Below are 18,459 nucleotides of genomic sequence, written 5' to 3' on the forward strand. Positions count from 1 at the left end.
CGGCGGCGAGCCCGAGCGCCAGCACGTCCCGCTGCCCGAGGACAGCATGCCCAAGGGCGGCGTCAACGCGCCCGTCCCGGTCGCCCCCGAGGCGACCCCGGCCGTCGACCCGCGGCTGATCGTCCGCCAGGAGGGCGTCAAGGGCTACGTCGGCGAGTTCCGCCGCCGCCTCAGCAGCGGCGAACTCGGCTCGCTGCCGGTGGTGCTGGCCCTGATCGTGATCTGGGCCGTGTTCGGCAGCCTGAACAGCAGCTTCCTGTCCGCGCAGAACCTCTCCAACCTGTCCCAGCAGATCGTCGGGACCGGCATGATCGCGATCGGCGTGGTCTTCGTGCTGCTGCTTGGCGAGATCGACCTCTCGGTCGGCTCGGTCAGCGGCCTGTGCGCGGCGATCTACGCCGTCCTGCTGGTCACCCACGGCGTCAACCAGTGGGTGGCGCTGCTGGTCGCCCTCGCGGGCGGTGCCGTCGTCGGCCTCATCCAGGGCGTCTTCTTCGCCAAGGTCGGCGTCCCGGCGTTCGTCGTCACCCTCGCCGGCAACCTGGGCTGGAACGGCCTGATGCTCCAGGTGCTCGGTGCGACCGGCACCGTCAACCTCCCCGGCACCGACATCGTCTCCCGGCTCTACAGCACCATCTACGGGCAGCAGGCCGCCGCCTACGGGGCGGCGGTGGTGGGCGTCGCGCTGTTCGTCCTCGCCTCGCTGCTGGACGCCCGGCGGCGCCGCGCCGCCGGGGTGCCGTACCGGCCGGTGGCCGACGTCGTGCTGCGCACCGTCCTGTTGGCGATCATCGCGTTCCTGGCCGCCTACACGCTCAACCAGTACAAGGGGCTGCCGCTGGCCCTGCTGATCTTCCTGGTCTTCATCGTGGTGCTGGACTTCGTGCTGCGCCGCACCGCCTACGGCCGCCAGGTGTTCGCGCTCGGCGGCAACATCGAGGGCGCCCGCCGGGCCGGCATCAACGTGTCCTGGATCCGGATCAGCGTCTTCACCATCTGCTCCACCATGGCGGCGGTCGGCGGCCTCTTCCTCGCCGCGCAGATCCAGTCCGCCAGCCAGACCTCCGGCGGCGGGAACCTGCTGATGAACGCCATCGCGGCGGCCGTCATCGGCGGCACCAGCCTGTTCGGCGGCCGCGGCAAGACCTGGTCGGCGCTGCTCGGTGCCCTGGTGATCGGCTCGATCCAGTCCGGCATGAACATCCAGGGCCTGAGCAACGCCATCCAGTTCATGATCACCGGTCTGGTGCTGCTGGCCGCCGTCGTGGTCGACTCGCTGGCCCGGCGCACCCAGAAGGCGGCCGGCCGGGCGTGAGCACCCCGGCGCGGGCCCTATGCTGCCGACATGCCGAGTGAGCTGCGCACTCTTCAGCCGGAGACCGACCTCGCCTTCGTGCGGAGCGCGACCGAGCTGAAGCCCGTCCCGTTCGTCCCCGAGGTCCGGCTGCACATGGCCGAGGACGCCATCGCCCTGTGGGAGACCACCGAGCGGGCCCGTGGCGAGGTGGGGCTGCCGCCGCCGTTCTGGGCCTTCGCCTGGGCCGGCGGGGTGGCCGTCAGCCGCCACCTGCTGGACCACCCCGAGCTCGTCGCCGGGCGGACGGTGCTCGACGTGGCGGCCGGGTCCGGGGTGGTCGGGGTCGCCGCCGCCCTGTGCGGGGCGCGGTCGGTGTACGCCGCCGAGATCGACGCCTACGCGGTGGCCGCGATCGGTCTGAACGCGCGGGCCAACGGCGTGCGGGTGGAGGCCGCCCTGGTGGACCTGGTCGACGGCGACGGCGCCCCGGCCGACGTGGTCCTCGCGGGGGACGTCTTCTACGAGCGGGAGATGGCCGCCCGCTTCCTGCCCTTCCTGGAGCGGGCCGCCGCCCGCGGCGCGACCGTCGTCGTCGGCGACCCCGGGCGGGCCTACCTGCCCCGGGACCGGTTCACCGCGCTCGCCGACTACCGGGTGCCGGTGGTCGCCGACCTGGAGGACACCGCCGTCAAGACCACCACGGTGTGGCGGCTCGGCTGACGGGTGCTCACCCGGTGCCGGAGCGACGGGCTTTCGGAGCGACGGGCTTTCGGCGCGAGGGGTTTCGGAGCGATGGGGTTTCGGTGCGGGTGTGGTGCGGGTGTGGTGCCCGGGCACCGGTGGTGCCATCGGTGACGCACGGTCATGCCACCATGGTTACCGGCCGGTAATCAGATGGTTCCCGGCCAGTGAAACCGCACCACCGTAAGGAGTCACCATGCGTCGACGCATCTCGGCCCTCGTCCTGACCGCAGCCCTGGCCGGGGGTGCCCTGGCGACGGTCGCCCAGGTCGCCGCCGCCCAGCCCGCGGCGGCCGCCTCCGTCACCGTTGACCTCAACAAGATGCGCCAGCAGGTCCAGGACCTCCGCCAGAAGGCCAACCGCCTGGACCACGAGGGCGAGCGGGACGCCGCCCGCAAGGCCCGTGCCCAGGCCGACCAGCTGCAGCGCCGGATCGACCAGATCGAGAAGTCCGAGCGGGAGTCCGGCCGCCACTTCTGACGGTCGTCGCGTTCGCGCCGCCGCCCGCCCCGCCCGTCGACCGGGCCGGGGCGGGCGGCGCCGTCGTCCCCGCCGAGGGCCGTCCGCGGAGCGGAATTCCCGGTGGCGGCCCGGGGCCTGCTGCTAGACAGGCCCGCATGACCGAACAGATCGCCCTGCGCACCGCCACCCCCGACGAGATCCCCGCCCTGTTGGCCCTCTGGGCCAGGGCGGCCAAGGGCGCCAGCATCACGGACGACCCGGCGGGCGTGGCCGCGCTGCTCGCCCGTGACCCCGAGTGCCTGATCGTCGCCACCCCGGCCGGCGACCCGGCGACCCTCCTCGGCACCGTCATCGCCGGGTGGGACGGCTGGCGCTGCCACCTCTACCGGCTCGCCGTCGACCCCGACCACCGCCGGCGCGGCATCGGCGCCGCCCTGCTGGCCGCCGCGGAGCGGCGCTTCGCCGCGCTGGGCGGCCGCCGTGCCGACGCCATGGTGCTCGACGACAACGCCCCGGGCCACCGCACCTGGCAGGCCGCCGGGTACCGGCCGGAGCCGCAGTGGAGCCGCTGGGTCAAGCCACTGCCGGCCTGATCCGCCCCCGGCCCGGTCCGCCCCGGCCGCCGCCCGCCCCCGCCCGTCGACCGGGCCGGGGGCGGGCGGCGCCTCCGTCAGCCGCGCAGGGCGGCCAGCCAGGCCTCGACCTCGTCGGAGCGGCGGGGGAGGGCTGCGGAGAGGTTCTCGTTGCCGTCCTCGGTGACCAGGATGTCGTCCTCGATCCGGACGCCGATGCCGCGGTACTCGGCCGGCACCGTCAGGTCGTCCTGCTGGAAGTAGATCCCCGGCTCCACGGTGAGCACCATGCCCGGGCGCAGCGGGCCGTCGACGTGGATCTCGGTGCGGGAGTGGGCGCAGTCGTGGACGTCGATGCCGAGCATGTGGCCGGTGCCGGCCAGCGTGAACCGGCGGTGCAGGCCCAGCTCGTAGACCTTGTCGGCGGTGAGGTCGCCGAACAGGCCCCAGGAGGTGAGGTGTTCGGCGAGCTCGCGCTGCGCGGCGCGGTGGAAGTCGCGGAAGTCGGCGCCGGGCCGCACCGCGGCGATGCCCGCCTCCTGCGCCGCGTACACGGCGTCGTAGACCTTGCGCTGGAGGTCGCTGAACCGGCCGTCGACGGGCAGCGTGCGGGTGATGTCGGCGGTGTAGAGGTGGTGCGTCTCCACGCCCGCGTCGAGCAGCAGCAGCTCGCCCGGCTTCGCGCGGCCGTCGTTGCGGACCCAGTGCATGGTGGTGGCGTGCGCGCCGGCCGCCGCGATCGTGCCGTAGCCGACGTCGTTGCCCTCGACCCGGGCGCGGACGAAGAAGGTGCCCTCGATCAGCCGCTCCGCCGTCTCGGTGTCGGCGCCGAGCACCCGCACGACGTCCTCGAAGCCGCGGGCGGTGGCCTCGCAGGCGAAGCGCAGCTCGGCGATCTCGAACGCGTCCTTGACCAGGCGCTGGCCGGACAGGAAGACCCGGAACTCCTCGTCCCGCTCGGCGGTGGCCCGCTCGCGCAGGGTCTCGTCGACGCCCGCGTCGTGGCCGCGCAGCACCCGCACCGGCGCGGTGGCGGCCTGCAGGTCCGCCCGGACGCCGCGGACGTCCCGGCAGGGCAGGCCGAGCAGGCGCTCGTTCTCGGTCAGGCTGTTGCGGCGGCCGTCCCACAGCTCGCCGTGGGTGTCGAGCCAGAACTCGCCGTTCTCCCGGTCGGAGCGGTTGCGCAGGTAGACGGCGGCGCGGTGGCCGGTGTCGCCGGTGGGCTCCAGGACCAGCACCGCGTCCTCGGAGCGGTCGCCGGTGAGGTAGGCGTAGTCGGAGGTCGGGCGGAACGGGTAGTCGGTGTCGTTGGCCCGCACCTTGGGGTTGCCGGCCGGGACCACCAGGAGCTCGCCGGGGAAGGCGGCGGACAGCTCGGCGCGGCGGCGGGCGGTGTGCCCGGCCTGCGGAAGCGGCGCGAGGTCCGACCGCTCGGTGTCGGCCCAGCCGTGCTTCATGCTCTCGGCGAGCTCCTCGGTCACCCCGCGGGTCAGGCCGTTCTTCCGGTACGTGATGGTGTCGGCGGACTCGGTCACTGCGGTCTCCTGGTGAGGGTGGTGGACGTGGGGTGTCTCGCTACGCTGACCCGTCCGTCGGCATGCGTCCCGTACGGTATATCGAACAGAGTCCGAAGAGAAGAGGTCGAGCGTGAGCGACTCCGAGGGATCCGTCCGGGGCGTCCTCGCCGCCAACCTGAAGCGTGTCCGGGCCCAGCAGGGGCTGTCGCTCTCCGAGGTGTCCCGGCGGGCCGGGATCGGCAAGGCGACCCTCTCCCAGCTGGAGTCCGGCACCGGCAACCCGACCCTGGAGACGGTGTTCGGGCTCTCCCGGGTGCTCGGCGTGCCGATCTCCGACCTCGTGGAGGGGCGGCCCGCCGAGGAGGTCACCGTGGTGCGGGCGGCCGACGCCGAGGTGCTGAGCGGGCGCGGCGTCGACCTGCGCCCGCTGCGCCGGATCGAGGCGGAGGGCGTGGTGTTCGAGGTCTACGACCAGCAGGTGCGCACCGACGGCACGCAGATCTCCGCCGGCCACACCGGCACCGAGCACACCGTCGTGCAGTCCGGCCGACTGCGGGTCAGGGCGGGCCGCCGCGAGTTGGAGCTGGGCCCCGGCGACTACGTCGGCTTCGACGCCTCCCTGCCGCACTCCTACACCGCCGTCGGCGGCGAGCCGGTCCGTTCGGTGCTGCTGCTGCAGTACCGGGCGGAGCAGCGGCTGCACGTCACGGACGGCGGAGCGGCGCCGGACGGGGCGGCCGGGCGGGCGGCGCTGGAGCCCGCGGCCCGACCGGCCCTGGGGTCGTCGCCGGGGAGCGCGCACTGAACCGGTGCGGTTCGCCAGGGCCGCCGTTCGTTCGCTGAACCGAACGGGCGGCCGGGGATGCTCCGGCCCCCACTCCCCTCGCGGTGGGGGCCGGAGCGGGTCCCCGTCGCGCCGACGGGACGAGCATGCCAAGGGCGGCCGCCGGACGGCCATGCATTAGCCTCTGGGCCTAATAGTCAAGATCGCGCCAGGTCAGGGGTGGCTGCGGGGAGCCGGAGGAAGGTTCGTGATCGCACTGAGGTTCGGGGTCGCGGACCTCGCGAGGACCCGTTTCGTCATATCGCCGCTCGACCACCTGATGGCCGGCTCGGCCCGGCAGGGCGTGCACCAGGGCACCGGCTCGCGCAGCGAACGCTGGTGGCGGGACGCCCGCCGCCACGTGCCCGACCGGGCCCGGCGCTTCCTCGACGTGGTCAACGCGAGTGCGATCGGAGTCCCCGACTTCATGGTGGCGGACCTCGACGCCGTCCGCCGGCAGCTGGACGACGAACTCGACGCCCTCCTCGCCGTCCCCCAACAGGCCGTCGAGGAGGGCGTCGCGATGTTCGGCAGCGGGGCCGGCCTCCCGACCGCCCTCGCCCGGCTGCGCGACGACGGCGCCCGGGGCCTGCGCGAGGTCGGCGACGGCGCCTGGGCGCTGTTCCGCTCCTGCCTCGCCCCGGACTGGCCCGACATCCGCCGCGCCCTGGAGGCCGACATCGCGGTGCGGGCCCGCACCGCAGCCCGCTCCGGGATCGGCGCGATGCTCGACTCGCTCCACCCCAACGCGGTCTGGCGGGACGAGGGCGTGCTGGAGTGCACCCTCGGCGAGCTGGAGGGCTCCTTCGACCTGGCCGGCCGGGGCCTGGAGCTGCGGCCCAACTACTTCGTCCAGCAGAGCATCGGCCTCCTGGCCGGACCGGACCGCCAGAGCCTGCTGCTGCACCCGCTCGGCGCCCAGGCCGCCGAGCCCGCGCCCCGGCCGCAGGCCGCCGACGGACTCGCCGCGGCCCTCGGCCCCGCCCGGGCCCGGGTCCTGCGCGCCGTCGCCGGGGGCTGCTCCACCACCGAACTCGCCCGGCGCCTCGGCGTCACCCCGCCCTCGGCCTCCGCCCACGCCGCCGCGCTGCGCGCGGCCGGCCTGATCGGCACCCGGCGTGAGGGCAAGCAGGTCCGCCACACCGTCACCGAGGTCGGCCACGACCTCCTGCGCGACAACCCGCCGCCCCGGGTGTCGGCCTGACCGCAGGAAGGGCAGGCAGGACAGGCGGGGCGGGGCAGGCCTGTGGCGCCGACCCATCCGGCCGGTGCTCAGGGGTTGGCGAGGGCGTAGCTGCGGAAGGTGGCGAGCAGCGGCAGGACCTCGGTCCGGCTCGGGTCCTCCGTGACGGCGCGCATGGCGTCGATCACGGCGTGGGCGATGGCCCTGGTCGCCGTGAGGTCGTCCCGGTCGGCGAGCTCGCCCCAGGTCTTGAGGGCCCGGGTGAGCAGGGTGCTCATCCGGGCGCCGATGGTGGAGCCGACGGCGTCGGAGAGCTCCGCGATCTCCTCGTCGCTCATGCCGGAGCGCAACCCGAGCGCCAGCGCCATCAGGGTGTCCATCGCGTGCTCGCCGTACGCGGCGACCAGCGCCGGGAGCGCGCGCTCGTCGGCGCCGCCCGCGGCCAGGGCGGCCAGCGCCTCGTCGTCGTCCTTCCACGCCGCCTCCAGGGCGGCCAGCGCCCGCAGCGACTCGTCCACCGTCATCCCGTCCGTCATGCGAGCACGGTAGTGATCCGCCGCCCGTCCGGTCCCCGGTTCGGGGCGGGGCGTCACCCCTTCGAGCGAAGCGGCGGCGGTTCGGGCCGGTGGGCGTCGGCGAACTGCTGGGCGTCCCAGGTGCCGCCCAGTCCGGGGGCCAGCGAGGCGAGCGCGAGGGCCGGGAAGTCGGCGGCGGCGCCGGCCCGTTCGGGCAGTGCGCCGAGCAGCGGGGCGCCGGCCGAGCGCGGCAGGTCGGCGAGGTTGCACCGCTCGGCGAGGCCCGGCCGCTCCGGCCAGGAGCCGACCAGGACGCCCGCGAGCGGGAGCCGGCGGGCGGCCAGGGCCTCGGCCGTGAGCGAGACGATGTTCAGCGTGCCCAATGCGGCGGCGGCCACCAGCAGCACCTCGGCCGGCAGTCCGGCGTCCAGGACGGCCCGGGCCTGGTCGGCGAGGGTGCGGCCGTCGTCGTCGTAGCGGACCAGCAGCCCGCCGGCGCCCTCGACCAGGACCAGGTCGTGGGTGGCGGCCAGCTCGGCGACGGCCCCGGCCACGTCGGCGGGGGAGAGGAAGGGCAGCCCGGCCCGCCGGGCGGCGGTGTCCGGCGCCAACGGCTCCGGGTAGCGGGCCAGTTCGGTGGTGGTCAGCGCACCGGTCGCCGGCTCGCCGGTCGTCGGTGCGCCGGCCAGCCGCCGGACCTCGGCGGCGTCGCCGGGCTCGTCCGGGGTGACGCCGGTCTGCCCGGGCTTGAGGACGGCGACCCGCAGGCCGCCCTGCAGCGCCGCCGAGGCGACGGCGGCGGTCGCGACGGTCTTGCCGACGTCCGTGTTGGTGCCCGTGACGAACAGGACGCGCGCGCTCACCCCGCCACCGCCGCGGCGGTCACGGCGGCCGCGATGCGGGCCACGTCCTCGTCCTGCGACACGTAGGGGGGCATGGTGTAGATCAGGTCCCGGAAGGGGCGCAGCCACACGCCCTCGCGGGCGGCGGCCCCGGTGGCGGCGGCGACGTCCACCGGGTGGTCCAGCTGCACCACGCCGATGGCCCCGCGGACCCGCACGTCCCGCACGCCCGGCAGTCCGGCCGCCCCGGCGAGGCCGGCCCGCAGCCCGGTCTCGATCCGCTTCACCTCGACGGCCCAGTCCTGGCCCAGCAGGAGGTCCAGCGAGGCGTTGGCGGCCGCGCAGGCCAGCGGGTTGCCCATGAACGTCGGGCCGTGCGCGAGCACCGGCACCTCGCCGCGGCTGATGCCGTCGGCGATCTCGCCGGTGCACAGGGTGGCGGCCAGCGTCAGGTACCCGCCGGTGAGCGCCTTGCCCAGGCACATCACGTCCGGGGAGACGCCCGCGTGGTCGGCGGCGAACAGCGCGCCGCTGCGGCCGAAACCGGTGGCGATCTCGTCGAAGACGAGCAGCACCCCGTAGCGGTCGCAGAGTTCGCGCAGCATCCGCAGGTAGGCGGGGGAGTGGAACTGCATCCCGCCGGCGCCCTGGACGACCGGCTCGACGATCACGGCGGCCAGCTCGTCCGCGTGGCGCGCCATCAGCTCCTCGAAGGACGCGGCGTACCCGGCGTCGAACGGCGCGTCGAAGCCGGCCGGCGGCTGCGGCGCGAAGAGCTGCCCGGGCAGCACCCCGCCCCACAGGTGGTGCATGCCGCCGTCCGGGTCGCAGACGGACATCGGGTGGAAGGTGTCGCCGTGGTAGCCGCCGCGCCAGGTGAGCAGCCGGTGCTTCTGCGGGCGCCCGGTGGACCGCCAGTACTGCAGGCACATCTTCATCGCGACCTCGACGGACACCGAGCCCGAGTCGGCGAGGAAGACGTGCTGCAGCGGCTCCGGGGTGATCTCGACGAGCCTCGCCGCGAGCCGCACGGCGGGCTCGTGGGTGAGCCCGCCGAACATCACGTGGCTCATCCGCCCCAGCTGCTCGCGCACGGCCTCGTCCAGCACCGGGTGCCGGTAGCCGTGGATGGCCGCCCACCAGGACGACATCCCGTCGACGAGCTCGCGGTGCCCGCCCGCGACCGGCTCGGCCAGGCGCAGCCGGACGCCGGACGCGGACTCGACCACGTACGGGGTGGCGGTGCCGGGCATCGGTCCGTACGGGTGCCAGACGTGGGCGCGGTCGAGGGCGAGCAGCGAGTCCGCGGGGAGCGGGGGCATGGTGGGCGACTCCAGGGTGGTGGAACGGTCAGGCGTTGGGCGCGAGTTCGGTGCCGGCGCCGCGACGGCGGACCTTGACGAGGTCGTCGCGCAGCTCGTCGACCGGCTCCGCGGCCGGGGCGTCCGCGGCCGGCTCGGCGTGGCCGTGGCCGCCGCACGGCCCGCAGCCGCCGCCGCTGCCGCAGGCGGACGCGGCGGTGCCGCAGGGGGAGGAGGCGGTCGTCCCGCAGCCGGAGGCCGCCGCCGCGACGTCGGCGCGGTGGCGCGGCAGGGTGGCCTCGCCGGCGCCCTCGACCTCGAAGCCGGCGTCCTTGATCATGTCGAGGTCGGCCTGCCCGGCCTGGCCCTCGCTGGTCAGGTAGTCGCCGAGGAAGATCGAGTTGGCGACGTGCAGGCCGAGCGGCTGCATCGAGCGCAGGTGCACCTCGCGCCCGCCGGCGATCCGCACCTCGGTGTCCGGGTTGACGAAGCGGACCATCGCCAGGATGCGCAGGCAGCGCTGCGGGGTGAGGTTCCACTCCTTGGCGAGCGGGGTGCCCTCGAAGGGGATGAGGAAGTTGACGGGGACGGAGTCCGAGCCGAGCTCGCGCAGCGCGAACACCACGTCGACCAGGTCCTCGTCGCTCTCGCCCATGCCCGCGATCAGGCCGGAGCAGGCCGACAGGCCGGCGCCGTGCGCCTTCTGCACGGTGTCCACCCGGTCCGCGTAGGTGTGGGTGGTGGTGATGTCGCCGTAGGTGGCCTCGGAGGTGTTGAGGTTGTGGTTGTAGGCGTCCGCGCCGGCCGCCTTCAGCCGCTCCGCCTGGTTGTCGGAGAGCAGGCCCAGGCAGACGCAGATCTCGACCGCCGGGTCGGCCTCCTTGATGGCGGCCATGGTGTCGGTGACCCGGTCGATGTCACGGTCCGTCGGGCCGCGGCCGCTGGCGACCAGGCAGACCCGCTTGGCGCCGCCGGCCACACCGGCGCGGGCGGCGTCGGCGGCCTGGTCCGGCTTGAGCCAGGTGTACTTGAGGATCTCGGCCTTGGAGCCCAGCCGCTGCGAGCAGTAGTTGCAGTCCTCCGGACAGAGCCCGCTCTTCAGGTTCACCAGGTAGTTGAGCTTGACGCGGCGGCCGAACCAGCGGCGGCGCACCTTGCCGGCCGCGGCGACCACGTCCAGCAGCTCGTCGTCGGTGGTGGCGAGGACGGCCAGCGCCTCCTCGCGGGTCGGGACTTCGCCGCGCAGGCCCTTGGCGGTGAGGGTATCGAGCAGATCCATGGGGCGATCCTGCCTGGTGCCGCTCGAATGACGCCAGAGGAAACCCGCCAGAAGATCCGTGGAAGGATGTGCCACTTGCCACAGTGTCGAAGCTCACGGCGTCGCCCCTGGTCACGCGCTTGACGCCGGCGCGGAGCCGGGGCTACCGACGGGTAGTCCGCGCGGGCCGGCAGTGACGGCGGGCGGCCCGGCCCGGGGCTCCGCCGACGATGATCGACAACCGCCCACCCCGTGACCTGGGCCACCCGGCGGTTGCTTAGAATCTGCGCCATGACCACGCAGGGGGAGCGCACCCCGACTCCGGGAGAGGGCCTGAACGGCCAGGCAGGGCGGCGGACCGGCGGGGCCGCCGGCGCGGGCGCGGAGGTTGCGGGCGGGGATGCCGCCGGCACGGAGCAGGACCTCACCGGCGGCCGGTCACCCGGCCGGACCGGCGGCCGCAACCGGCGCCTGACGGCCCGCCGGGCGGTCGGCTGGGTCGTGGTGGTCGGCGTGGTCGCCGCCGGCGGATGGATCATCACCCGCCCGATGCCCGGTGACTACATACCCGGGCTCGGCCCCTCCAGCAAGGACGCGTCCAGGACCCCGCCGGTGGTCGGCGCCCCGCCGCCGCGCACCGACCCGGAGGGCCTCGTCGCGGACGCCTACTTCCCGCCCCAGCGCCCGATCGAGGCGGGCGCGTACAAGGCCCGGCGCAACGGCATCCGGCAGGGCGAGAACTGCACCGAGGTGCTGCAGGACCGCACCCAGGAGCTGCTCAGGGACAGCGGCTGCCAGGCCTACCTGACCCTCAGCTTCACCGGCCAGGACCGCCCGGTGCTCAGCAGCGTGACCGTGCTGCGCTTCGGCGACCAGGCCGCCGCCGTCAAGGCGGCGGAGACCCTGCGGGGCAAGCCCGGGGCGCTCGCCTTCATCCTCCCCGACGCCTCCGCCGCTCCCGTGGCGCCGTCCGGTGCGCCCAAGGCGGCCGTGGAGCCGCGGGTCGCGGCCGTCGGGCACTACGTGACGGTGACCAACTCGCGGCTGAGCGACGCCCGGACGCCCGGCGCCGGCGCCTCGCCCGTCCCGAGCGCTCCGGTCCCGGTGCCGTCGGGGCCGGCGCCCAGCAACGAGCAGATCCTGGACGAGGCCAACCGGGCGCTCTCCTACGCCGCGGGCGCGCCGTTCGTCTGGATGTGACGGCGGGCCGGGCGGGACGAGAGCCCGGACGTGACGAACGGCCGGGGCCCGGAGGGGGTGCGTCCCCTCCGGGCCCCGGCCGTTCCACGAGCGGTCGGCCGGGGCGGCGGCCGGTCAGCCGCCGAGCCGGTCCACCGCGGTGACCCGCAGCACCGCGCGGCCCTCCTCGTCCGAGCCGAACAGGTCGACCTCGGCGCTGATGCCCCAGTCGTGGTCGCCCTCCGGGTCGTCGAAGATCTGCCGGACCCGCCAGGCGGAGTCCTCCTCCTCGATGAGCAGCATCTTCGGGCCGCGCGCGTCCGGGCCGGTGCCCAGGTCGTCGTACTCGTCCCAGTAGCCGTCCATGGCGTCCGCCCAGCGGTCCGCGTCCCAGCCGTAGGAGCCGTCCAGCTCGGCGAGCTCCTCGTAGTGCTCCAGCGCGCACAGCTCCACGCGGCGGAACATCTCGTTGCGCACCAGCACCCGGAACGCCCGCGCGTTGGCGGTGACCGGCGCCGGCCGGTCGTCCAGGGTCACCTCGGGGGCCTGCGGATCGGTCGGGTTGGCCAGCTGCTCCCACTCGTCCAGCAGGCTGGAGTCGACCTGGCGGACCAGCTCGCCGAGCCAGGCGATGACGTCCTTCAGGTCGTCGGTCTTCACGTCCTCGGGGACGGTCTGCTCCAGCGCCTTGTAGGCGCCCGCCAGGTAGCGGAGCACGATGCCCTCGGTGCGCGCCAGCTCGTAGAAGCCGACGTAGTCCGAGAAGGTCATCGCCCGCTCGTACAGGTCGCGGACCACGGACTTGGGCGCCAGCTGGTGGTCGCCGATCCACGGGTGCGCCCGGCGGTACACCTCGTAGGCGTGGGTGAGCAGTTCCTCCAGCGGCTTCGGGTAGGTGATCTCCTGCAGCCGCTCCATCCGCTCCTCGTACTCGACGCCGTCGCGCTTCATCTCGCCGACGGCCTCGCCGCGGGCCTTGTTCTGCTGCGAGGCGAGGATCTGCCGCGGGTCGTCGAGGGTGGCCTCGACCACCGAGACGACGTCCATCGCGTACGAGGGCGAGGTCGGGTCGAGGAGCTCGAAGGAGGCCAGCGCGAAGGTGGAGAGCGGCTGGTTGAGCGCGAAGTTCTCCTGCAGGTCCAGGGTGAGGCGGACGATCCGGCCCTCGGGGTCCGGCTCCGGCAGCCGCTCGACCACGCCGCCGACCAGCAGGGAGCGGTAGATCGCGATCGCGGTGCGGATGTGCCGGCGCTGCGCCGGCCGGTCCTCGTGGTTGTCGGTGAGGAGCTTGCGCATCGCCTCGAAGGCGTTGCCCGGGCGGCCGATCACCGACAGCAGCATCGCGTGGCTCACCTTGAACCGGGAGACCAGCGGCTCCGGGTCGGCCGCGATGAGCCGGTCGAAGGTCTCCTCCGTCCAGCCGACGAAGCCCTCCGGGGCCTTCTTCCGCACCACCTTGCGCTTCTTCTTCGGGTCGTCGCCGGCCTTCGCGATCGCCTTGTCGTTCTCGATCACGTGCTCCGGCGCCTGAGCCACCACCTGGCCGACGGTGTCGAAGCCGGCCCGGCCGGCCCGGCCGGCGATCTGGTGGAACTCGCGGGCGCGCAGGATCCGCACCCGGTTGCCGTCGTACTTGGACAGCGCCGTGAACAGCACCGTGCGGATCGGCACGTTCACGCCGACGCCCAGGGTGTCCGTCCCGCAGATCACCTTCAGCAGGCCGGCCTGGGCGAGGCGCTCGACCAGCCGGCGGTACTTCGGCAGCATGCCCGCGTGGTGCACGCCGATGCCGTGCCGCACGTAACGGGACAGGTTGCGGCCGAACTTGGTGGTGAAGCGGAAGTTGCCGATCAGGTCGGCGATGGCCTCCTTCTCCGCCTTCGAGCACATGTTGATGCTCATCAGCGACTGCGCCCGCTCCACCGCCTCCTTCTGCGTGAAGTGCACGACGTAGACCGGCGCCTGGCCGGTCTGCAGCAGCTCCTCCAGGGTGTCGTGCAGGGTGGTGCGGCGGTACTCGTAGAACAGCGGCACCGGACGGGTCGCGTTGCGCACCACCGTCGTCGGCCGGCCGGTGCGGCGCGTCAGGTCCTCCTCGAACCGGCGGACGTCGCCCAGCGTCGCGGACATCAGCAGGAACTGCGCCTGCGGCAGCTCCAGCAGCGGGATCTGCCAGGCCCAGCCGCGGTCCGGCTCGGCGTAGAAGTGGAACTCGTCCATCACGACCTGGCCGATGTCCGCCCGGGAGCCGTCCCGCAGCGCGATCTGCGCCAGCACCTCGGCCGTGCAGCAGATGATCGGCGCGGTCGGGTTCACGCTCGCGTCGCCGGTCATCATGCCGACCTGCTCGGTGCCGAAGATCTTGACCAGGTCGAAGAACTTCTCCGACACCAGCGCCTTGATCGGCGCCGTGTAGAAGGTCCGCTGGCCCTCCGCCAGGGCCGCGAAGTGCGCCCCCGCCGCCACCAGGCTCTTCCCCGACCCGGTCGGCGTGGCCAGGATGACGTTGTTCCCCGACACCAGCTCGATCAGCGCCTCCTCCTGCGCCGGGTAGAGCGTGATCCCGCGCTCCTCCGTCCACGCGGCGAACGTCTCGTACAGCGCATCGGGCGTGGCGGGCTTCGGCATCAGATCAAGGAGGGTCACCCGGCTATCTTGCCTGCTGGCCGCCACCGCGGGCAAAGCCCGGCCCGGGCGCGACCGGGCCGCGACCGGGCCGCGACCGGGCCGCGGGCCGGGGCGGGCGCCGCGCGGCCCCGGACGGGCGGTGCGCGGGCTGTGCGGAGGCGCACATTGATCGGGGGTGCCGGGCGTGCCAGAGTGCCGGGCATGGTCCACCCGCTCGCGTCCCCGACGCACACCACTGACCTGGCCCCGGAGGCCGTGTTCGACTGGCTGGACGAGGCCGCCGGGCTGCGCGCCGACGCCGGGCTGACGCGCACCCTGCGCAGCCGGTCGGCCGAGGACGCGGTGCTCGACCTGGCGGGCAACGACTACCTGGGGCTGACCCGGCACCCGGCGGTCACGGCCGCGGCGGCCGAGGCGGCCCTGCGCTGGGGCGGCGGGTCGACCGGATCGCGGCTGGTGACCGGCACGACGGCCCTGCACACCGAACTGGAGCAGGAGCTGGCGGACTTCTGCGGGGTGGAGGCCGCGCTGGTGTTCTCCTCCGGGTACACCGCCAACCTCGCCGCGCTGACCGCGCTCACCGACCCGGACACCCTGATCGTGTCGGACGCCTACAACCACGCCTCGCTGATCGACGGCTGCCGGCTCGCCCGCGCGGACGTCCACCGGGCCCCGCACAGCGACCCGGACGCCGTCCGGGAGGTGCTCGCCGGCCGCACCCGGCGGCGGGCGCTGGTGGTCAGCGACTCGGTGTTCTCGGTGGACGGCGACGCCGCGCCGCTGGCCGGGCTGTCCGCCGCGGTCCGCGCGCACGGCGCGGCGCTGCTGGTCGACGACGCGCACGGGCTGGGCGTCCTCGGCCCCGGCGGCAGCGGGGCCCTGGCGGCCGCCGGGCTCGCCGGGCAGCCGGACACCGTCGCCACCGTCACCCTCTCCAAGTCGCTCGGCTCGCAGGGCGGCGCCGTGCTCGGGCCGCACCGGGTGATCCGCCACCTCACCGAGACCGCCCGCACCTTCATCTTCGACACCGGCCTCGCCCCGGCCGCCGCCGGCGCCGCGCTCGCCGCGCTGCGCCTGCTGCGCGCCGAGCCGCACCGGGCCGAGCGCACCCGCGAAGTGGCGCGCGCCCTGGCCGCCCGGCTCACCGCCGCCGGGCTGCGGGCCTGCGAGCCGGACGCGGCCGTGGTGTCGGTCCGGGCCCCGGGGCCGGAGGCCGCCGTGGCCTGGGCCGCCGACTGCCGCCGGGCCGGCCTGGCCGTGGGCTGCTTCCGCCCGCCGTCCGTCCCGGACGGGGTGTCCCGGCTGCGGCTGACGGCGCGCGGCGACCTGACGGACGCCCAGGTCGCCGACGCGGTGCGGATCATCGCGGAGCTTGCCCCGGCGGGCGCCCGCGAGCACTGACCGGGGGCGGCCCCGGCGCCCCGCGGGGTGCCGGAACGCCGAAGGGGCGGACACGCGTTGCGTGTCCGCCCCTTCGGGCTACGTGGTAGCGGGGACAGGATTTGAACCTGCGACCTCTGGGTTATGAGCCCAGCGAGCTACCGAGCTGCTCCACCCCGCGTCGGTGAGACCGACTGTACGGCACCGGGCGGAGATCACCAACCCGGTTCCCGGCCGGCGCCCCCGGCGGCACGCCGGGCCCGGGGCTGGCGGGATCTTCGCGACCTCAGGCGTTCACGCCACTCGTGGGGGCGGGGCCCGGGGTCGGAGGATGGAGCCGTCGCCGACCGGGAAACCCGGAACGGCCCGGCGAAACCCGCCCTGACCAGCGAGAACACGAGGTGCCCGGATGTCTTCGACCGCTTCCGCCGAGATCGCCAGTGCCGTCCTGAGCGTGCCCGCCGCCGCCCCGGCCGAGGCCGCCGCCCACTACGCCGCCCGGCTCGCCTTCGAGGCCGACGTCTCCGACGTGCACGCCGACCTGCTGGCCGGCGTGCCCGGGGTCGTGGTGGTCGACACCCGCAGCGAGGCCGGCTGGAACCAGGGCCGCATCCCCGGCGCCCTGCACATCCCCACCGCCCGGATCGCCGAACTCGCGCCGCAGCTGATCGACCCGGCCCGGACCGTGGTCACCTACTGCTGGGGCCCCGGCTGCAACGGCGCGACCCGCGCGGCGCTGGCCTTCGCCCGCCTCGGCTACCAGGTCAAGGAGATGCTCGGGGGCTTCGAGTACTGGGTGCGCGAGGGCTTCGCCTACGACAGCGCCGCCGGGGCGGAGCAGCGCCCCGTCGACGACCTGACCGCCCCGCGCTCGGGCATCTCCTGCGCATGCTGACGGACACCGCGCGGCCGGGCGGTGTGATCCGCCCGGCCACCGCCGCCGACCTGCCCGCCCTGGCCCGCCTGTGCGCCGCCCACGCCGCCCACGAGCAGGCCGGACCGGTGCCCGCCGACCTCGCCGACCGCCTGGCGCCCGCCCTGTTCGCGGCGCGCCCGAGAGCCTGGTGCCTCGTCGTCGACCACGGCGGCGAACCGGTCGGCTACGCCACCTGGTCCCTGGAGTTCTCCACCTGGCAGGCGGCCGACCACGCCCACCTGGACTGCCTGTTCGTCACCGAGCCGTACCGGGGAGCGGGCTGGGGCCGCGCCCTGCTCGACGCCGTGCGGGACGCGGCGGCCGCCCGCGGCGCCGGGGAGCTGCAGTGGCAGACACCCGACTGGAACGCCGACGCCATCCGCTTCTACCGCCGCGCGGGGGCCCTGGCCCGGCCCAAGGTCAGGTTCTCGCTGCCCCTCCGCCCGGCGGGCGGCTGATCCCGACGCCGGCGGGCGGTCACCCCGTCGGCTCGGCGGTGCCGTTCCCGCCCCGCCGGTGCAACCGTCCGGGCGTCCGCGGCGTCACACGCACGGGGTGGGCGGACCGGGGGGTGGCGGATGGCGGTGACGGCTCGGCGCTGGGGGCCGGTGGTGGCCGGGGTGGCGCTGGTGTGGCTGGCCGTGTGGCTCGCGGGCGGCCCGGTGCGCCAGTTCGGGCAGGCGGCCGGCTGGGTCGGCGTGCCCGGGGTGTTCCGGGCGGAGCGGTGCCTGATCCCGGCCTACGAGGACGGGCCGCCGCCCTCGGACTGCCGGGGGGTGTTCCACCCGGACGACGGCGGACCGGCGCTGGAGCAGGCACGGGTGTTCGCCGGGGCGACGGTCGGCTCGGACGTCCGGGTGGGCTGCCGGGGCGACGACTGCCACGTGGTCTCGGACGCCGAGGTGGCCCGCACGCTGACGCTGCTGGCGCTGGCCCTGGTGCCCGCCGTGGCCGGGGTGCTCGCCGCCGGCGCCGGGCTGTACGCGTGGCCGGTCGGGCGGGGGCTGGTGCTGTCCGGGGTGGTGGCGGGCGTCCTGCTGGCGACCCTGGTGGCGCTGGGGGGCGTCTTCTGGTTCGCGCTGACCATGACCGGTCAGTGAGGCCCGCCGGGCCGGGCCGGGGCGGCGCCGGGGTCGGCGGCCGGGTGCGTCACGGGTCCACCACCAGCAGCGTCTCGGCGCCGACGGGCCGGTAGCCGGCGGCCTGGAAGGCCCGGACACTGGTGGCGTTGCCGGGCGCCTGCTGCGCCCAGACGACGTCGCCCTCGGGCAGCAGGTGCCGGGCGCCGGTGGCCAGGGCCCGGCCGAGGCCGCGCCCGCGCGCCTGCGGGTCGACCTCGACCGCGCACTCCCAGCGCCCGGCGACGCCGCGGCCCAGGACCAGCACGCCGCCGTCGGCGGTGTACACCCGGACGTCGTCGCGGTAGCGCAGCGCCCGGACGACGCGCGGGTGCTCCCGGTCCTCGACCGGGGTCAGCGGCAGCGGCGGTGGGCCGGGCAGCCGGGGGGCCACGGTCAGCAGGTCGATGTTGTTGACGACCCGGCCGGTGCGCCGGGCGAGGGCGGTGAGGAACGGCGGGCAGAGCGGCGCCGCCAGGCGGTCGCCGGGGGTGGCCGCGAGGGCCCGGTGCACCCAGGCCGGGTCCTCGTCGGTGAAGACGACGGCGTGGGCGGAGAGCGACAGCACCCCGGCCTCGCGCGGGGACGGCTGCGGCACCACCGTCACGGTCCCGTCCGGGGGCGGGAACACGCCGCCCGCCGCGTCCGCCAGGATCCCCGCCAGCCCCCGCGCGCCCATCCGCACCCCTCCGTCGACCCGTCACCCGGTCGTCCCGACGCCCGGCC

The 18,459-nt window shown here is 75.2% G+C and carries 18 protein-coding genes and 1 tRNA gene; 11 read left to right on the top strand and 8 right to left on the bottom strand.

Annotation, left to right across the window (positions count from 1 at the left end):
* The first annotated feature begins 46 nt into the window (after nucleotides 1-46).
* The 4 genes from AB0N04_RS12310 to AB0N04_RS12325 all read left to right on the top strand — a co-directional run bounded on the left by AB0N04_RS12310 (nucleotide 47) and on the right by AB0N04_RS12325 (nucleotide 3,094).
* A complete protein-coding gene (locus AB0N04_RS12310) occupies nucleotides 47-1,315 on the top strand; it encodes a sugar ABC transporter permease (RefSeq protein WP_360219513.1) in 1,269 nt (422 codons plus the stop codon).
* Between the two features lie 30 nt (nucleotides 1,316-1,345).
* The gene (locus AB0N04_RS12315; protein WP_360219480.1) at nucleotides 1,346-2,017 is read left to right on the top strand and encodes a 50S ribosomal protein L11 methyltransferase; all 672 of its coding nucleotides are present in this window, start codon (nucleotides 1,346-1,348) and stop codon (nucleotides 2,015-2,017) included.
* A gap of 217 nt (nucleotides 2,018-2,234) precedes the next feature.
* Entirely contained in the window at nucleotides 2,235-2,519 is a 285-nt protein-coding gene (locus tag AB0N04_RS12320) for a hypothetical protein (protein WP_360219477.1), read from the top strand.
* Between the two features lie 137 nt (nucleotides 2,520-2,656).
* Nucleotides 2,657-3,094, top strand: coding sequence for a GNAT family N-acetyltransferase (locus tag AB0N04_RS12325; RefSeq protein ID WP_360219474.1), 438 nt, complete (start codon nucleotides 2,657-2,659; stop codon nucleotides 3,092-3,094).
* 77 nt (nucleotides 3,095-3,171) lie between these two features.
* On the opposite strand, the gene AB0N04_RS12330 is transcribed toward AB0N04_RS12325, so the two are convergent.
* A complete protein-coding gene (locus AB0N04_RS12330; RefSeq protein ID WP_360219471.1) occupies nucleotides 3,172-4,608 on the bottom strand; it encodes an aminopeptidase P family protein in 1,437 nt (478 codons plus the stop codon).
* A gap of 112 nt (nucleotides 4,609-4,720) precedes the next feature.
* Here AB0N04_RS12330 and AB0N04_RS12335 point away from each other — a divergent pair, with 112 nt between their 5' ends.
* Nucleotides 4,721-5,395 carry an XRE family transcriptional regulator gene (locus AB0N04_RS12335; RefSeq protein ID WP_360219468.1) on the top strand — a complete coding sequence of 225 codons (675 nt, stop codon included), beginning with the start codon at nucleotides 4,721-4,723 and terminating at the stop codon, nucleotides 5,393-5,395.
* A gap of 226 nt (nucleotides 5,396-5,621) precedes the next feature.
* Nucleotides 5,622-6,617 (top strand): helix-turn-helix domain-containing protein, encoded by a 996-nt coding sequence (locus AB0N04_RS12340; RefSeq protein ID WP_360219465.1) that lies wholly within the window; start codon nucleotides 5,622-5,624, stop codon nucleotides 6,615-6,617.
* 68 nt (nucleotides 6,618-6,685) lie between these two features.
* Here AB0N04_RS12340 and AB0N04_RS12345 read toward each other — a convergent pair whose 3' ends face one another.
* From AB0N04_RS12345 to bioB, 4 genes are read right to left on the bottom strand one after another with little or no spacing between them, the layout of a single operon-like run.
* A complete protein-coding gene (locus tag AB0N04_RS12345) occupies nucleotides 6,686-7,132 on the bottom strand; it encodes a hypothetical protein (protein ID WP_360219462.1) in 447 nt (148 codons plus the stop codon).
* Between the two features lie 53 nt (nucleotides 7,133-7,185).
* The gene (gene bioD, locus AB0N04_RS12350; RefSeq protein WP_360219460.1) at nucleotides 7,186-7,974 is read right to left on the bottom strand and encodes a dethiobiotin synthase; all 789 of its coding nucleotides are present in this window, start codon (nucleotides 7,972-7,974) and stop codon (nucleotides 7,186-7,188) included.
* Nucleotides 7,971-9,275 (bottom strand): adenosylmethionine--8-amino-7-oxononanoate transaminase, encoded by a 1,305-nt coding sequence (locus AB0N04_RS12355; protein WP_360219457.1) that lies wholly within the window; start codon nucleotides 9,273-9,275, stop codon nucleotides 7,971-7,973. The genes bioD and AB0N04_RS12355 overlap by 4 nt, the downstream gene beginning before the upstream one ends.
* A 28-nt stretch (nucleotides 9,276-9,303) precedes the next feature.
* Nucleotides 9,304-10,533: a biotin synthase BioB gene (bioB, locus tag AB0N04_RS12360; protein WP_360219454.1), complete on the bottom strand. Its 1,230-nt coding sequence runs from the start codon at nucleotides 10,531-10,533 to the stop codon at nucleotides 9,304-9,306.
* A gap of 270 nt (nucleotides 10,534-10,803) precedes the next feature.
* Here bioB and AB0N04_RS12365 point away from each other — a divergent pair, with 270 nt between their 5' ends.
* On the top strand, nucleotides 10,804-11,712 hold the full coding sequence (locus tag AB0N04_RS12365) for a hypothetical protein (protein ID WP_360219451.1): 909 nt from the start codon (nucleotides 10,804-10,806) through the stop codon (nucleotides 11,710-11,712).
* Nucleotides 11,713-11,826: 114 nt separating this feature from the next.
* Here AB0N04_RS12365 and AB0N04_RS12370 read toward each other — a convergent pair whose 3' ends face one another.
* Nucleotides 11,827-14,337 carry a DUF3516 domain-containing protein gene (locus tag AB0N04_RS12370; protein ID WP_360219448.1) on the bottom strand — a complete coding sequence of 837 codons (2,511 nt, stop codon included), beginning with the start codon at nucleotides 14,335-14,337 and terminating at the stop codon, nucleotides 11,827-11,829.
* Nucleotides 14,338-14,520: 183 nt separating this feature from the next.
* Between AB0N04_RS12370 and AB0N04_RS12375 the strand changes: the two genes are divergently transcribed.
* Nucleotides 14,521-15,720, top strand: coding sequence for an 8-amino-7-oxononanoate synthase (locus AB0N04_RS12375; protein WP_360219445.1), 1,200 nt, complete (start codon nucleotides 14,521-14,523; stop codon nucleotides 15,718-15,720).
* A gap of 83 nt (nucleotides 15,721-15,803) precedes the next feature.
* On the opposite strand, the gene AB0N04_RS12380 is transcribed toward AB0N04_RS12375, so the two are convergent.
* Nucleotides 15,804-15,880: transfer RNA gene (locus AB0N04_RS12380), tRNA-Met, on the bottom strand.
* 228 nt (nucleotides 15,881-16,108) lie between these two features.
* On the opposite strand from AB0N04_RS12380, the gene AB0N04_RS12385 reads away from it, so the two are divergent.
* From AB0N04_RS12385 to AB0N04_RS12395, 3 genes are all read left to right on the top strand, one after another.
* Nucleotides 16,109-16,594, top strand: coding sequence for a rhodanese-like domain-containing protein (locus AB0N04_RS12385; RefSeq protein WP_360219442.1), 486 nt, complete (start codon nucleotides 16,109-16,111; stop codon nucleotides 16,592-16,594).
* Nucleotides 16,588-17,073, top strand: coding sequence for a GNAT family N-acetyltransferase (locus tag AB0N04_RS12390; RefSeq protein ID WP_360219439.1), 486 nt, complete (start codon nucleotides 16,588-16,590; stop codon nucleotides 17,071-17,073). Before AB0N04_RS12385 ends, AB0N04_RS12390 begins: the two co-directional genes overlap by 7 nt.
* Before the next feature lie 120 nt (nucleotides 17,074-17,193).
* Nucleotides 17,194-17,715 (top strand): hypothetical protein, encoded by a 522-nt coding sequence (locus AB0N04_RS12395; RefSeq protein ID WP_360219436.1) that lies wholly within the window; start codon nucleotides 17,194-17,196, stop codon nucleotides 17,713-17,715.
* A 49-nt stretch (nucleotides 17,716-17,764) separates the two neighbouring features.
* Here the strand turns inward: AB0N04_RS12395 and AB0N04_RS12400 are convergent, their stop codons facing one another.
* Nucleotides 17,765-18,412 carry a GNAT family N-acetyltransferase gene (locus AB0N04_RS12400; RefSeq protein WP_360219433.1) on the bottom strand — a complete coding sequence of 216 codons (648 nt, stop codon included), beginning with the start codon at nucleotides 18,410-18,412 and terminating at the stop codon, nucleotides 17,765-17,767.
* Between the last annotated feature and the right edge of the window lie 47 nt (nucleotides 18,413-18,459).

It is taken from the genome of Kitasatospora sp. NPDC051702, from assembly GCF_040681575.1.
GTDB lineage: Bacteria > Actinomycetota > Actinomycetes > Streptomycetales > Streptomycetaceae > Kitasatospora.